15 protein-coding genes are annotated in these 14,555 nt (G+C 31.6%); 9 read left to right on the top strand and 6 right to left on the bottom strand.

Annotated elements, in window-relative coordinates; genetic code table 11:
- Position 1: 1 nt before the first annotated feature.
- The 3 genes from LX95_RS10220 to msrA all read right to left on the bottom strand — a co-directional run bounded on the left by LX95_RS10220 (position 2) and on the right by msrA (position 1,525).
- Positions 2-574, bottom strand: a complete 573-nt coding sequence (locus tag LX95_RS10220) for a hypothetical protein (RefSeq protein ID WP_146240775.1) — start codon at positions 572-574, stop codon at positions 2-4.
- Between the two features lie 77 nt (positions 575-651).
- Positions 652-957 carry a hypothetical protein gene (locus LX95_RS10215; protein WP_111541346.1) on the bottom strand — a complete coding sequence of 102 codons (306 nt, stop codon included), beginning with the start codon at positions 955-957 and terminating at the stop codon, positions 652-654.
- Between the two features lie 40 nt (positions 958-997).
- Positions 998-1,525, bottom strand: a complete 528-nt coding sequence (msrA, locus tag LX95_RS10210; protein ID WP_111541345.1) for a peptide-methionine (S)-S-oxide reductase MsrA — start codon at positions 1,523-1,525, stop codon at positions 998-1,000.
- A 152-nt stretch (positions 1,526-1,677) separates the two neighbouring features.
- Between msrA and LX95_RS10205 the strand changes: the two genes are divergently transcribed.
- The 8 genes from LX95_RS10205 (at position 1,678) to LX95_RS10170 (ending at position 10,356) form a co-directional block, all read left to right on the top strand.
- The gene (locus LX95_RS10205; RefSeq protein ID WP_111541344.1) at positions 1,678-2,346 is read left to right on the top strand and encodes an ABC transporter ATP-binding protein; all 669 of its coding nucleotides are present in this window, start codon (positions 1,678-1,680) and stop codon (positions 2,344-2,346) included.
- Positions 2,346-4,046 carry an LIC_10190 family membrane protein gene (locus LX95_RS10200; RefSeq protein ID WP_111541343.1) on the top strand — a complete coding sequence of 567 codons (1,701 nt, stop codon included), beginning with the start codon at positions 2,346-2,348 and terminating at the stop codon, positions 4,044-4,046. The genes LX95_RS10205 and LX95_RS10200 overlap by 1 nt, the downstream gene beginning before the upstream one ends.
- A complete protein-coding gene (locus LX95_RS10195) occupies positions 4,043-4,807 on the top strand; it encodes a TIGR02757 family protein (RefSeq protein ID WP_111541342.1) in 765 nt (254 codons plus the stop codon). The genes LX95_RS10200 and LX95_RS10195 overlap by 4 nt, the downstream gene beginning before the upstream one ends.
- 72 nt (positions 4,808-4,879) lie before the next feature.
- On the top strand, positions 4,880-6,088 hold the full coding sequence (locus LX95_RS10190; protein ID WP_111541341.1) for a sensor histidine kinase: 1,209 nt from the start codon (positions 4,880-4,882) through the stop codon (positions 6,086-6,088).
- Positions 6,089-6,100: 12 nt separating this feature from the next.
- Positions 6,101-8,035, top strand: a complete 1,935-nt coding sequence (locus LX95_RS10185; RefSeq protein WP_111541340.1) for a BatA domain-containing protein — start codon at positions 6,101-6,103, stop codon at positions 8,033-8,035.
- 68 nt (positions 8,036-8,103) lie between these two features.
- Positions 8,104-9,357, top strand: a complete 1,254-nt coding sequence (locus tag LX95_RS10180; RefSeq protein ID WP_111541339.1) for a dihydroorotase — start codon at positions 8,104-8,106, stop codon at positions 9,355-9,357.
- Positions 9,350-9,706, top strand: a complete 357-nt coding sequence (locus LX95_RS10175) for a hypothetical protein (protein ID WP_111541338.1) — start codon at positions 9,350-9,352, stop codon at positions 9,704-9,706. The genes LX95_RS10180 and LX95_RS10175 overlap by 8 nt, the downstream gene beginning before the upstream one ends.
- On the top strand, positions 9,706-10,356 hold the full coding sequence (locus LX95_RS10170; protein ID WP_111541337.1) for an alpha/beta hydrolase: 651 nt from the start codon (positions 9,706-9,708) through the stop codon (positions 10,354-10,356). The genes LX95_RS10175 and LX95_RS10170 overlap by 1 nt, the downstream gene beginning before the upstream one ends.
- Here LX95_RS10170 and LX95_RS10165 read toward each other — a convergent pair.
- Together LX95_RS10165 and LX95_RS10160 are read right to left on the bottom strand one after the other, a co-directional pair.
- Entirely contained in the window at positions 10,349-10,843 is a 495-nt protein-coding gene (locus LX95_RS10165) for a hydrolase (protein WP_111541336.1), read from the bottom strand. The two genes, LX95_RS10170 and LX95_RS10165, sit on opposite strands and share 8 nt — an antisense overlap.
- Positions 10,843-11,604: an MBL fold metallo-hydrolase gene (locus LX95_RS10160; protein ID WP_111541335.1), complete on the bottom strand. Its 762-nt coding sequence runs from the start codon at positions 11,602-11,604 to the stop codon at positions 10,843-10,845. Before LX95_RS10160 ends, LX95_RS10165 begins: the two co-directional genes overlap by 1 nt.
- Before the next feature lie 99 nt (positions 11,605-11,703).
- On the opposite strand from LX95_RS10160, the gene LX95_RS10155 reads away from it, so the two are divergent.
- Positions 11,704-13,161 carry a TonB-dependent receptor gene (locus tag LX95_RS10155; protein WP_111541334.1) on the top strand — a complete coding sequence of 486 codons (1,458 nt, stop codon included), beginning with the start codon at positions 11,704-11,706 and terminating at the stop codon, positions 13,159-13,161.
- A gap of 70 nt (positions 13,162-13,231) precedes the next feature.
- On the opposite strand, the gene murA is transcribed toward LX95_RS10155, so the two are convergent.
- A complete protein-coding gene (gene murA, locus LX95_RS10150) occupies positions 13,232-14,542 on the bottom strand; it encodes a UDP-N-acetylglucosamine 1-carboxyvinyltransferase (RefSeq protein WP_111541333.1) in 1,311 nt (436 codons plus the stop codon).
- Positions 14,543-14,555 lie beyond the last annotated feature (13 nt).

The raw sequence follows: 14,555 nt of genomic DNA, 5'->3' as shown, positions 1-14,555 counted from the left end.
GTTATTTTCTTTTATAAGTACCTTCTAGGTTTTTTTTACCTAAAATAGCATAATCGGTAGCTAATTTTTGATCTATCGTAAATCCTTTCCAGTCTAAGTTAAGTTGACTTCCGTTTCTTGTAATTGTAGCTATGATGTTATTCTTATCGAAATCTGCCCACGGAATAGGATTTTTATCACTAATGTTTCCGCTACCGTTTAAGTAATGAATATTAACAACATCATTATCTTTACTGAATTTCACCTGTATATCAATGCCTGCATTTTGATCTATACACAAAGTAGCAGGGCTTTCAAAGTTTAACTGAATACAGTTACATTCACACACATTATTCTCTGCATCGACTTTAATAAACTGACCGTTCCAATTTGCTATAGTCTTTTTTGTATTGGCTTCACTTTCCTCTCGATTAGCTCTTTTTTTCCGTTGTTCTTCTTCGCTTTGTATTACATCTTTAGACTCCGAAGTTGAAATTTCTTTCTCCGCATCACTTTCTAATGTTGAAGTTTTTTTATTCTCTTGACACGCTAATGTTGTGATCATGATTAAGCCTATAAATAGAAATTTTTTCATGGTATAGAAATTAAGTATTTATAAATCTACGAGAAACAGAAAAACTAAGTTCTCAATATTATGTTAATACAAAAAAATCAAACCACTTCTACTTCTATTATTTCATCCTTTAAATCTACTCCATTAAAGATATAGGCATAAACCCACATGATGGTAAACGATGGGATAATATCTGTATAAGGAAGAATTTCCTCTATAAATAATAAAATTGATGCTACCTTTCCTTTTTTACCAGGATACATTTCAGTCATCGTTTTGGCTGCATAAGGAGCCCACACAATATCTAGAAAAGGTCCTATAACAGGAATACCCATAGTTAGCATTCCTATTCCGTCAAAAAGTACACCCTTTACTAATCTCTTATATTTATTACTTGATATCATATCTTATTTTCTATATGAATAGCAAAAAAAGTGCCGAACTCTATTCTTCTAATAAATGAGAAAATGAACTTCTTAATTTCTTAAGTTTTGGATTTATAATTATTTGACAATAAGGTTGCTGTGTATAATTGTTATAAAAGTTTTGATGTTGAAATTCTGCTTCATAAAAATTAGTATAAGCGGTAACCTCAGTAACTATTTTATTTTCAAAAACGTCATCATTTAATTCATCGATTACTTCTTTAGCAATCTTTTCTTGTTTTTCGTTATGACAAAAAACTGCACTTCTATATTGAGGTCCAATATCATTCCCTTGTCTGTTTAAGGTTGTAGGATCGTGAGTGGTAAAAAAAATATAAAGTATTTCTTTATAGGTTACCTTATCTTCGTCATAATTGAATTGTATAGCTTCGGCATGTCCTGTTCTTCCTTCAACAACTTCTCGATACGGCGGATTTTTAATTTTTCCTCCAGAAAACCCAGATTTCACATTAGAGATTCCTTTTACCCGCTGAAAAACTGCTTCGGTACACCAAAAACATCCATTCGCCAAAGTGACTTTTTCCATTTTAAATTTTTATTTAAAATTAAAGCAAGTTTTCAAGCTTTTAAACCCTGTGAGCTAAATTAACGTGTATTTATGATTTGTAAATTACGAAGATCTATTTTCAAAAGAAAAGCCTATTTTAGCATATAAAATTTTCCTCAAAATTTATATAAATGATTGAAGTTAAAAATCTGCATAAATATTACGAAGATCTTCACGTGCTCAATGACGTAAATCTTACCATAGAAAAAGGAGAAATTGTATCGGTTGTAGGAGCTTCGGGAGCAGGAAAAACAACACTTTTGCAAATATTAGGAACCCTAGATACTCCAAGTAAAAAACATAATTGTGTAGTCAAACTTAACGATACCGAGGTTAACAAACTCTCTAAAAAAGAATTAGCAAAATTTAGAAACCAACATATTGGTTTTATTTTTCAGTTTCATCAATTGTTACCCGAATTCACTGCTTTAGAGAACATTTGTATTCCAGCATTTATTCACCAAACCTCAAAAGAGCAAGCTGAAAAAAGAGCGCTAGAGTTATTAGATTTTTTAGGCTTATCTCATCGCAAAGACCATAAACCTGGACAATTGAGTGGTGGAGAACAGCAACGTGTAGCCGTAGCTAGAGCTCTTATTAATAATCCCGAAATCATCCTTGCCGATGAACCTTCTGGGAATTTAGACTCAGAATCTGCAGAAAACCTTCACCAACTTTTCTTTAAATTGAGAGAGGAATTTGGACAAACTTTTGTCATTGTTACCCATAATCAAGAATTAGCCAATATGGCCGATAGAAAATTGGTAATGGTTGATGGCAGCATCAAATCTCCTCAGTAATGCTTCTTATTGCTGCTTCTTGGCTCTATATTTTTTTAGCATCAACACTCGTAGGGCTTTTTATTCAGCAACAATTAAAATTACCTTTTCAAGCTTTAATCATTCAATTTTTGGGATGGTTTGGAATAGGACTATTCGCTACATGCTTTGCTTTTCTATTTCCGTTAAACGGAATTTTTCATGGCATTTTATTTTCTATACTTCTCATTCTTGGTTTCACTTACCAAAAAGAATTTATACTGCTTCATAAACACCTATGGAAAGTTTTCAAAAATCTTAAAATTGGTTTTAAAGCTTTTATAATTCTTATAACTGTTTTGATTTTAGCCAAGTGTGCTTCAGCTCCATATATTTTAGATAACGAATCCTACTACATCCAAACCATAAAATGGCTTAATGAATACGGACTTGTAAATGGCTTAGGAAATTTACATTTGTATTTAGGTCAAACTAGTGGATGGCATATTTTACAAGCAGCTTTTAATTTTAATTTTCTATATGATAGTTTTAATGACCTTAGCGGATATTGCCTTTTGTGGGGAAATCTATATGCTGTAAAACTTTTAAATGACTATTTTAAAAGATCATCTCAAAGAGTTGTTTTGTTTTTTGCTGCACTTCCTCTTACCAATGTTCTTTTTTTTAGTTTTATAGCAGCTCCTTCTCCAGATATTCCTGTATATATTATAAGTTGGTATATTTTCTACATTGTCTTTAATCACTTCAAAAATATTAATACCTCGCATCTCCTTACAATCTCTTTATTTATCTTTTTTCTCATATTTATAAAGTTTACAAATGCGTTTTTATTAATCCTTCCACTTTACTTCTTTATCATAAAATTTAATCAACATAAAAAAATAATTCTTCCATTTTTTGGTTTTGGGTTTTTCACATTAACGATTATAGTCTTAAAAAATAGTATCGTAACAGGAGTTCCTCTTTACCCTACTCCATTATTTAGTTCATTTATAAAATTAGACTACCAACTCCCAATAGAATTGCAAGAATTTTATTATCACTATACAAAAGCTTTTGCTTTTAAACTTTCTCCAACCGAATATGATAAATTAAATATTTGGCAGTTATTTTCTCATTGGTTAACCTTGCCTAAATTGCACGGTTTTTTCAATAAGCTTATCATTATTATATGTCTTTTATTTCTTTTTTTCATTCAAAAAATAGCTCATAAAAAAAGTAGTGTTTTCTTATATATTATTGGTATAATTCAATTACTGATTTTAGGTGTTACTTCCCCACAATATCGCTTTTTTCTAAATATTCTTTTTTTAATCATTGCGCTCCTAAGCACATATTTTTTACAGAATAAAAAGCTAATTTCTGGTTTATTGGTTATTGTAAGTATTAGCCTTATTATTCAAACCTTTTTTAGCTTTTCGCTGAATAAATTCACCAATAATCCTTATGCATCTCAAAGTTCAGGATTTCAACTTACACAAGTTCTATATCCTCATCAAAATTCTCGTTATTCATTTGAATATGAAATTAAGTCGGTTGAAAATTTAGAGTATTTTTCTCCGCAAGAAAACGATTTCTTTTGGAGTACTGGAAACGGACCTTTACCTACTGTAAATAAAGATCAAATCAAATATTTTAAAAAAGGTTTTCATTATATTCCGCAGCGACGGGGAAAAACTATTAAAGATGGTTTCTACAGCAAAAAAATAAAGCCAGAATGACCAAAAAAGAATTAAAGGAATTTTTAGATCATAAGGTTAAAGAATATGAAAACCCTGATTTTATAGCAACAGATCCTATTCAAATTCCACATTTGTTTACTCAAAAAGAGGATATTGAAATTGCGGGGTTTCTTACCGCAACCATTGCGTGGGGAAACAGAAAAAGTATTCTTAAAAATTCGCATAGACTTATGCAAATGTTAGATAACTCTCCTTTAGATTTTATTAAAAATCATCAAGATAAAAACCTCGATTCACTTAGTAGTTTCGTACATCGTACATTTAACGGTGATGATTTAATTTATTTTGTAAAAGCACTTCAAAACATCTATACAAATTATCAAGGACTTGAAGGAATCTTTACGAAATATAGCACAGTGACGTCTACCCAATTAGGAATTCATGAATTAAAAAAGATCTTTTTTGAACTAGAACATTTACCTAGAACTCAAAAACACGTAAGTGATCCATTAAAAAATTCCGCTGCTAAGCGAATTAATATGTTTCTAAGATGGATGGTAAGATCTTCAAAAAACCAAGTAGATTTTGGTCTTTGGAAGAAAATTCCCACTTCGGCTTTATCATGCCCATTAGATGTTCATAGTGGCAATGTTGCCAGAAAATTGAAACTTTTAAAAAGAAAGCAAAATGATGCTAAAGCCTTAGCAGAATTAGATCAAAATTTACGCAAGTTAGACGCTAAAGACCCCGTAAAATATGACTTCGCACTCTTCGGGCTTGGTGTATTTGAGAAATTTTAGATTTTATTTAACAAATCATACTTACTTTTTTATCTTTACTTAAAATTAACTGCCTGCAAAAGGTCTACTTATATGATCACTCAAGAAATTTCTTCACGCGAATTAAAGCGTTTAAAAGCTTTAGATGAATATCGCATTTTGGACACACCAAATGAAGCGGAGTATGATGATATCGCGCAGTTAGCGGCTTATATCTCTGATGCGCCAGTGGCTCTAATTTCTTTTATAGATATTAATAGACAGTGGTTTAAATCTAAAGTAGGTGTAGAAATGTGCGAAACCGAAAGAAATATTTCTTTTTGCACTCACGCTATTGAAGCCGAAGAAGATGTTTTAGAGATAAAAAACGCATTGGAAGATGACCGTTTTAAAAACAATCCACTTACTCAGTCTCCAGATCAACCTGTCATTTATTATTGCGGTTTTAAGTTAACCGATAGCAGAGGAATGACCTTAGGAACGCTTTGTATTATCGATCACAAACCGAGAACTATTAGTGATAATCAAAAAAAATCACTGAGAGCTTTATCTAAACAGATTGTAAAGTTATTAGAACTGAGACGTAATTTTGATCTTTTAAAAAGAGCAGAAAAATCTTTAAAAGAAAAAAACTCTCTACTTCAAGATTTTGCAGGTACAGTATCTCACGATATTAAAATGCCTTTAGCAAATATGGTTCTCACCGTAGATATTTTAAAGAAAAAATATGAAACTACATTAGACAAAGAAGGGGTTAACTATTTAAATTACTTAAAGAAATCTAGCTTTAGCTTAAGTGAATATATTACTAGCATCTTAAACCTTTATGAGAGTGAAGTAAAAGCTCACGAAAAATCTAAAGAAAGCTTTGATTTAAAGCAATTGCTAGAAGAAATTATAGATCTCTTTAATATTAAGCACGAATGCGAGATAAAATTACCACACAAAAATCTTGAACTACACTGTAACCGTGCGGCTTTAGAGCAGATTTTGCTTAACCTTATCGGAAATAGTTTAAAATACAACGATAAAGAAAAGATTGTCATTAAGATAAAATGCAAAGAAAAAGAAGGTTTCTACCATTTTTCTGTTAATGATAACGGTGTAGGAATTCCAAAAGAAAAACAAAAAGATATTTTTAACTTATTTTCTACTGCCGCTATTACAGATCGTAATGGAAATAAAGGAAATGGTATAGGGCTTTCTACCGTTAAAAAATTAGTGAAAAAGCTTGGCGGAAAAATTAAAGTAAAATCAGAGTTGGGAGAATTTACTAAGGTTTCGTTTACTATAAAAAAATAATCAAACTCCTATATGCTATTTAAAAACCCCTCAGTTTTATATGCTTTATGTTTATTGATTATTCCTATAATAGTTCATCTCTTTCAGTTAAGGAGGTTTAAAAAAGAATATTTTACCAATGTTGCCTTTCTCAAAAAAATACAACAGCAGTCTAGAAAAAGTTCTAAAGTAAAAAAATGGCTAGTTCTCCTATCTAGGTTATTTGCTTTAGCAGCTATTATTCTTGCTTTTGCCCAGCCCTATTTCCCTGCTGCAGATAGTAGTTTACAAGATGAAAGTTTAGTTATTTATCTAGATAACTCTTTTAGCATGCAACAAGAAGGCGATAATGCTAATCTTTTAAATGAGGCGGTTCAAAATTTAATCACTACGATCCCGTCTAATAAAGAATTTACTCTTTTTACCAACGATCAAGTTTATCGAAATACAACCATCGATAAAATTAAAAATCAGTTATTAGAGATCAATTTTACCGCCAAAAATCCAAGCTTAAAATCATCTTATTTAAAAGCTCAAAACTTTTTTGACACTCAAATAAACAACTCTAAGGCGTTTTTGGCTATTTCAGATTTTCAAGGGAATTCAATAGATTCTGATAATTTTTTCAATAAGAATTATAAAAATTATTTAATTCCGCTTCAAGCGAAAAAACAACAAAACCTAAGTGTAGATTCTGCTTACATCGATAATAAAATTGACAAAGATTACCAATTGCATATTCGAGTTACATCCAATCAAAATACCGAAGATGTTTTTCCTATCGCTTTATACAATCAAGAGCAATTATTAGCCAAAAGCAGTATAAGCTTTAAAGATAGTTTATCTAAGCATGTCATTTTTAATCTCAATGAAGAAAAAATACTTTACGGAAAACTCGCTATAGAAGACAACTCACTCGCCTATGACAATGAGTTATTTTTTGGAGTCAATACCTCTCCAAAAATTAAAGTGGCTTCAATATCTGCAAATGATGATACTTTTCTACGAAACATATTCGCCAACAAAGAAGCTTTTGAATTTCACGCATTCAAAGAAAATGAAGCAGATTATTCGGTTTTAGAAAGTGCAGATTTGATTGTGGTAAATGAACTAAAACAAATTCCTGTAAGTCTCCAGACCTTGCTGCGCGAAAAAACAAAAAAGGAAAAGAACATTGTGGTTATTCCTCACGAGGAAATTGATTATGAAAATTATAATTCATTTTTAGTCAGTTTGAATCGGGGTAAAATTGTAGGTAAAAAAACGGAGGAATTAAAAGTAACTCAAATTAGGTTTTCTCATCCGCTTTTTAAAAATGTATTTCGCAAACAAATTTCAAATTTTAATTATCCTAGTGTTTATCAAAGTTATCAAATAGATGATTATGGATCTCCGGCTCTTCTAACCAATGACCAAACGGCATTTTTAACCGAAAAAGATCACTTTTATTTATTTAAATCCGCTTTAAGCGAAAAGTCTACCAACTTTAAAAACTCTCCGCTTATTGTTCCCGTATTTTACAATATGGCTCTACAAAGTGTTTCTTTACCACAATTATATTACAACGTGGGAGACATTAACGAGATCGATATTTCTACACCATTAAATGAAGATGAAGTATTACATCTTGTTAAAAATGAAATAGATTTGATTCCGCTGCAGCGGAAATTAAGTGAACAAGTGAAAATTACTACTGCCCAAGATTTACCTATTGTAGCAGGTAATTTTGAGGTGAAAAAGCAAAATGAACTTATTACAACATTAGGTTTTAACTACAACCGTGAAGAAAGTAATTTGACTGGTTTATCCCTAGACCAATTTGAAAATGTAGAGATAAAAGATAGTTTAAAGAATTATTTTTCTACCCTAAGAAACCAAAGCGAAGTTGATGAACTTTGGAAATGGTTTGTTATTTTTGCGCTAGTATTTTTAGCGATAGAAATGTTGCTACTTAAATTTTTAAAATAGATTTAATTTTAAAGTTAGAGTAGTTCTCATTTCATTTTTGCTAGTTAATCATACAATAAGGATAACTTATGAAACTACTTATTAAGTCGGCTAAAATAATACAGCCCTCCAGTGAATTTCATCAACAAACAGTAGATTTACTTATTGAAAACGGAACTATATCTTCTATTAAATCTAAAATTGAGGAAAAGGTGGATCAAACCGTAGAGTTTGAAAACCTACATCTTTCTGAGGGTTGGTTTGATAGTAGTGTATCTTTTGGAGAACCAGGATACGAAGAAAGAGAAACTTTAGAAAACGGATTACAAACTGCCGCAAAAAGTGGTTTTACTCAAATTGGTTTAAACTCTAACATCAATCCTATTGCCGATCACGCTTCTGCTATAAATTTTTTACAAAAAGAAAACAAGAAGCAAGCTGTAAATGTTTATCCTATTGCTGCGCTAACCAAAAATAGTGAAGGCAAAGATCTTGCAGAAGTGTATGATATGCAAAATGCAGGAGCGGTTTCCTTTTATGATTACAAGAAGCCTGTGAACAACCCTAATTTGCTTAAAATTGCTTTACAATATGTACAGAATTTTGATGGTTTGGTTCAATCATTTCCATTAGACAAATCTATTGCACATAAAGGTTACGTTCACGAAAACAAACAAAGTACTATTCTAGGACTTAAAGGAATTCCTTCTTTTGCCGAAGAATTACAAATAAGTAGAGATTTACATATTTTAGAATATACTGGAGGTAAGTTACATATTCCAACTATTTCTAGTAAAAAATCTGTACAGCTTATAAAAGAAGCTAAGAAAAGAGGTTTAGATGTCACTTGTAGTGTGGCGGTTCATCAACTCATTTTTAATAATGACAAGTTAGATACTTTTAATAGTCATTTTAAAGTGATGCCTCCGTTAAGGTCTAAAGAAGATCAAAAAGCATTAATTAAAGGTGTTAAAGATGGAGTTATAGATATGGTCACTACAGATCACACTCCTATTGACATTGAAAACAAAAAGGTGGAATTTGAAAACGCCTTGTTTGGAACTATTGGTTTAGAGTCGGCTTTTGGCGCACTTAATAATTTACTTGGCTTAGAAAAAACGATTGAGGTATTCACCAAAAATAAAAATCGTTTTCACATACCTTCATTTCAAATTAAAGAAGGAGAAGTTGCTAATTTTACGTTTTTCAATCCAGAAGGTGATTATACCTTTACAAATCAACATATATATTCTTCCTCCAAAAATTCTATGTTTTTAGACTATACTTTGTCTGGGAAAGTTTTGGGAGTTTACGCAGAAAAAAATCTTATCATTAATGAGTAACACCACTTCTAAAATAGAAACAGGAAAATCGAAAGCTATTGTAGCTTATTTAACGATAATAGGTTGCATTATTGCCATGTTTATGAATAATGAAGCAAAAAATAAATTTGCTAGTTTTCATATTAAACAAGCTTTGGGTATACATATTATATATTTCTTAACCATGGCTATTGCAAATGGTTTTAATGATGTAGAAAGTGAGTTTGTATTCCTTAGCATTTTCTCTTCTTTTTTACTTTTTAATTTTATTTTATGGGGATATAGTTTTATTGGAGCCTTACAAGGCAAAAAAAACTTACTCCCATTTATTGGTGTTTATTTTCAAAAATGGTTTAACAAAATCGCCTAATGATCACAAAAAATCTATCTCTACAACATGTTTTAAGACCTTCTCAATTAGAAGGAAAAGCACCATTAATTCTAATGTTACACGGTTATGGTAGCGATGAAAATGATTTGTTTTCATTTGCATCAGAGCTTTCTAAAGATTATTTGATTGTTTCCGCGAAAGCGCCACAACAAATGCTTCCTTACGGAAATGCTTGGTATGATATTAATTTTGATGCTCAAGGAGGTAAATTTACCAATGATGAACAAGCTATTGCATCTCGTGAATTGATTTCTACATTTATAGATGAAATTGTAACAGAATATCACGCTGATGCGGATAATGTTACTTTACTTGGTTTTAGTCAAGGTGCTATTTTAAGTTACGCTGTAGCTCTTTCTTATCCAGCAAAAGTGAATAAAGTAGTCGCTTTAAGCGGATATATTCACTCTTCAATTTACAAATCTGGTTATGAAGATAATGATTTTTCTAACCTAAAAATTTATGCTTCTCACGGAAATGTAGATCAAGTAATTCCTGTAGAATGGGCTAGAAAAAACAAAGCCTTTTTAGACGAATTAGGAATTGATAATCAATACTCTGAATTTCCAGTTGGTCACGGTGTAAATCCTGACAACTTTAGAGAGTTTAAAGAATGGTTAGCTAGTTAGCATATAAAAAAGAATCGGCTACCTCTATATCTATCGTTCTATCTTCATTGATAAAATATTTGAAGATAAGCTCTCCCCAGTATTTACCATCGGTAAACTCTGCAATCCCCCATTTATGGTTGAGAAGTTTTATAGCATTAACAGCCATATTTCCTTCCATTCCTTGATAAGGGACTAATGGATTATCGCTATCTATACTGTTTTGATCTAAAATTTGAGACTGAATTAAGCCATTAAACTCTTGCACTTGAAAATCTCTATCTTCAATATACATTTTTGCTTTATCACTATTCAATAAAGAAAATTTACTATTAGCACCTATTAAATTGACTAGTGAATCCTTTTCTTGCTCAAGCTGTTCGTTTTTTTGAGTAAGTTTTTCAATTTGTGCTTCTTGTCTTTCTAAACCTTTTTTTGAATTTGCAAACTGAAAAACAATATATAGTAAAGCAAATAAAAACAAAAACATAAATAATTTTCCTCTCATCAGATTTCAATTTTAAGATTATCGTAAGCCAAAAATACATTTTCTGGCAACTCTGCTTCCACTTCTTCGTGGAAACCTAATAAATGACTTATATGCGTTAAGTAAGCTTTTTCAGGCTGAAGTTCTTTAATAATAGCCAAAGCTTCCTCTAGATTAAGATGTGAATGATGAGGCTCCTTCCGTAAAGCGTTAATCACCAAAACCTTGAGGCCTTTAATTTTATTTTTCTCTTCAGCACTAATTGTTTTTGCATCGGTGATGTAAGCAAAATCTTTTAGCCTAAATCCAAAAACCTGTAATTTATTGTGTAAGACATTTACCGGTGTTACCTCTAATTGATCTAGTTTAAACGGTTCTCCATTCAACTCTATCACATCCACTTCGGGAGCACCGGGATATTTATTTTTTTCTTCAAAAACATAGTCAAACCTTTTCTTAAGAGCACTAACTACCCTAGGATGTGCATACACAGAAATTTTGCCTTGTCGGAAATAAAAGGGACGAACATCATCTAAACCTATAATATGGTCGTTATGTTCGTGCGTAAATAGAATACCGTTGATTTTTGAAACTTGGTGAGCTAACATTTGCTGTCTAAAATCTGGACCACAATCAATAATATATCGATTCTCGCCCCACTCTATCATCACAGATACCCGCAAACGCTTGTCTTTTGGGTTATTACTTAGACAAACAGGGTGGTCGCTTCCTATAACAGGAATACCTTGTGAAGTTCCAGTACCTAAAAATGTAATTTTCACGCATTAAATTTGTCACAAAAGTAGTTATATTTTTTTGTTTAAATGTCAATTCACTACCTTTGATAGTGTAATAATGATATTAAAACTTTATATATAGCTATGCCAATTACCATTATGGGCGACAAGGAATTTGAAAACATTCCTTCTATCAACAGCAAAGCACTTCGTATTAATTTAAACGAAAATATTTACGGAACATTTTCGGAAATTGGTGCAGGTCAAGAAACGGTTCGAAATTTCTTTAGAGCAGGTGGTGCTTCGGGTACCATCGCCAAAACCATGAGTGCCTACGATAAAGATTTTAGTGACGCCATTTATGGAGTTGAAGATGACAAAAGATATGTTACTGAAGCTCGCTTAAAGCGGATGTTATCTCATGAAATGAAACTTATTGAAGAACGCATTGATCGTGAAAAACATCCCAACAAGCTCTTTTTTAGTTTTGCAAATACGGTAGCTACCATAGATTTTGCAAAGAAATACAAAGGTCATGGTTGGGTAGGTATCAAATATCAAGTTACACCAGGGGAAGATTATAATGAAATTATATTACACGTTAGATTTCATGAAAATGATGCTCGTTTACAACAAAATACTTTAGGTATTCTCGGAGTAAACTTAATTTACGGAGCTTATTATAAATATGATTCTCCTAAAAAATTATTGAGATATCTTTATGATCACATAGATAAAGACCAAATAGAAATTGACACGATTAATTTTTCTGGACCTCGCTTTAAAGAAGTAGATAACCGATTAATGAGTTTACAGCTTGTTAAAAACGGAATGACCGAAGCGGTCATGTTTGCCCCAGATGGGAATAATGTCTTACCTGCACGTGTGCTTTACAAGAAAAATGTACTTGCTTTACGAGGTAGTTTTAGGCCTGTTACCAAAGTAAATATGGATATCTATAAAAACTCTATGGAGCTTTTCTTAGATGAAAAACGAGTGAAGGAAGATAATACCATTTGTATTTTTGAAATTACTTTGTCCAATTTAAGATCTGAAGGAGAAATAGATGAGAAAGACTTTATGGATAGAGCTAAACTATTATGCTCTTTAGGTCATACGGTAATGATTTCTAACTTTCAAGAGTATTACAAAGTTGTAGAATATTTCTCTCGTTATACTAAACAACGTATGGGATTAGCGATGGGAGTTAACAACCTCATTGATATTTTTGATGAAAAATACTATCGTCACCTTAGCGGAGGAATCTTAGAAGCTTTTGGTAAACTGTTCTTTAAAGACTTAAAGGTTTATTTATACCCTTGGAAAGACGGAAAAACAAATCAGATTACTGATAGTGACAGTCTAAAAGTGCACCCTAGAATGAAAGAGCTTTATAAGTTCTTTAAATACAACGGAAAAGTAGTTGATATTAAAGACTACGATCCTTCTATTATGGATATTTATTCTAGAGAAGCTTTACAAATGATAGCGAATGATGAAGAGGGTTGGGAAGAAATGCTCCCTGAAAATACGGCAAGCCTTGTAAGAGAGCAACACCTGTTTGGATATCAACAGAAGAAAGAGACTGAAAAAATAGAATAAATTACACCTATATAAATAAAAAACTCCTTAGATATTCTAAGGAGTTTTTTATTATTGAGTTTACTAAAAATTACATTCTTGTAATTTTAGCTCCTATTGCTTTTAATCTTCCATCTATATTTTCGTAACCTCTATCAATCTGTTCAATATTATGAATAGTTGAAGTTCCTTTTGCCGAGAGTGCAGCAATTAGTAATGAAATTCCAGCTCTAATATCTGGGCTTGTCATAGTAGTTGCCTTTAGAGTAGATTTAAAGTCATGACCAATAATAGTCGCTCTATGAGGATCACACAATATAATCTTAGCCCCCATATCTATTAATTTATCTACAAAGAAAAGTCGGCTTTCAAACATTTTTTGATGTATAAGCACACTTCCTCTAGCTTGTGTTGCCACTACTAACATAATACTCAATAAATCTGGTGTAAAACCAGGCCAAGGAGCATCACTAATATTCATAATCGAACCATCAATAAAGCTTTGTACTTCATACCCATCTTTATGGGCAGGAACATATAAGTCATCCCCTTTCTTCTCTATGGTAATTCCTAATTTACGAAAAGTATTAGGTATTAAACCTAAATTCTCCCAGCTTACATTTTTAATCGTAATTTCACTTTTGGTCATAGCAGCTAAACCTATCCATGAACCTATTTCGATCATATCAGGTAAAATTCTGTGAGTACAACCATTTAATTTTTCTACTCCTTCAATTTCTAAAAGATTAGAACCTATACCTTTTATCTTAGCTCCCATAGAAACCAACATTCTACAAAGCTGTTGTAAATAAGGTTCGCAAGCTGCATTGTAAATAGTGGTTATTCCTTTTGCTAAAACAGCTGCCATTAAAATGTTTGCTGTACCAGTGACCGATGCTTCTTCCAAGAGCATGTAGGTACCTTTTAAGCCCTTAGGCGCTTCTACTCCGTAAAAACGCTCTTCTTTATTATATCTAAATTTGGCTCCTAATTTTATAAAGCCTTCAAAATGTGTATCTAATCTTCTTCTCCCTATTTTATCTCCTCCAGGTCGCGGAATATAACCCTTACCATATTTAGCTAACAAAGGTCCTACAATCATTATCGAACCTCTTAAGCTACTTCCTTCTTCTTTAAACAACTCACTTTCTAAATAATCTAAGTGAAGCTTATCGCTGATAAAAGAATATTTCCCTTTTCCTAATTTTTGGATTTTTACGCCTAGATTACCTAAAATACCAATGAGTTTATTTACATCTCTAATATCTGGGATATTCTCAATGATAACCTCATCATCAGTTAATAGAACTGCACAAAGAATTTGTAAGGTTTCGTTCTTCGCTCCTTGCGGAGTTATTTCTCCCTTTAGAGAATGTCCTCCTTCAATTTGAAAAGTAGCCATAGGTAATAAAAAA

This window comes from Mesonia algae (genome assembly GCF_003253545.1).
GTDB lineage: Bacteria > Bacteroidota > Bacteroidia > Flavobacteriales > Flavobacteriaceae > Mesonia > Mesonia algae.
The sequence above is the reverse complement of the archived record's forward strand: the minus strand, read 5'-3'. Positions and strand labels throughout refer to the sequence as shown.

What these genes read in the sequence shown, in the direction of transcription:
- murA (WP_111541333.1), bottom strand. Translation starts at nt 14,542, where the DNA reads ATGGCTACTTTTCAAATTGAAGGAGGACATTCTCTAAAGGGAGAAATA.
- LX95_RS10195 (WP_111541342.1), top strand. Translation starts at nt 4,043, where the DNA reads ATGACCAAAAAAGAATTAAAGGAATTTTTAGATCATAAGGTTAAAGAA.
- LX95_RS10165 (WP_111541336.1), bottom strand. Translation starts at nt 10,843, where the DNA reads ATGAGAGGAAAATTATTTATGTTTTTGTTTTTATTTGCTTTACTATAT.
- LX95_RS10190 (WP_111541341.1), top strand. Translation starts at nt 4,880, where the DNA reads ATGATCACTCAAGAAATTTCTTCACGCGAATTAAAGCGTTTAAAAGCT.
- LX95_RS10200 (WP_111541343.1), top strand. Translation starts at nt 2,346, where the DNA reads ATGCTTCTTATTGCTGCTTCTTGGCTCTATATTTTTTTAGCATCAACA.
- LX95_RS10175 (WP_111541338.1), top strand. Translation starts at nt 9,350, where the DNA reads ATGAGTAACACCACTTCTAAAATAGAAACAGGAAAATCGAAAGCTATT.
- msrA (WP_111541345.1), bottom strand. Translation starts at nt 1,525, where the DNA reads ATGGAAAAAGTCACTTTGGCGAATGGATGTTTTTGGTGTACCGAAGCA.
- LX95_RS10185 (WP_111541340.1), top strand. Translation starts at nt 6,101, where the DNA reads ATGCTATTTAAAAACCCCTCAGTTTTATATGCTTTATGTTTATTGATT.
- LX95_RS10155 (WP_111541334.1), top strand. Translation starts at nt 11,704, where the DNA reads ATGCCAATTACCATTATGGGCGACAAGGAATTTGAAAACATTCCTTCT.
- LX95_RS10215 (WP_111541346.1), bottom strand. Translation starts at nt 957, where the DNA reads ATGATATCAAGTAATAAATATAAGAGATTAGTAAAGGGTGTACTTTTT.
- LX95_RS10220 (WP_146240775.1), bottom strand. Translation starts at nt 574, where the DNA reads ATGAAAAAATTTCTATTTATAGGCTTAATCATGATCACAACATTAGCG.
- LX95_RS10180 (WP_111541339.1), top strand. Translation starts at nt 8,104, where the DNA reads ATGAAACTACTTATTAAGTCGGCTAAAATAATACAGCCCTCCAGTGAA.
- LX95_RS10205 (WP_111541344.1), top strand. Translation starts at nt 1,678, where the DNA reads ATGATTGAAGTTAAAAATCTGCATAAATATTACGAAGATCTTCACGTG.
- LX95_RS10170 (WP_111541337.1), top strand. Translation starts at nt 9,706, where the DNA reads ATGATCACAAAAAATCTATCTCTACAACATGTTTTAAGACCTTCTCAA.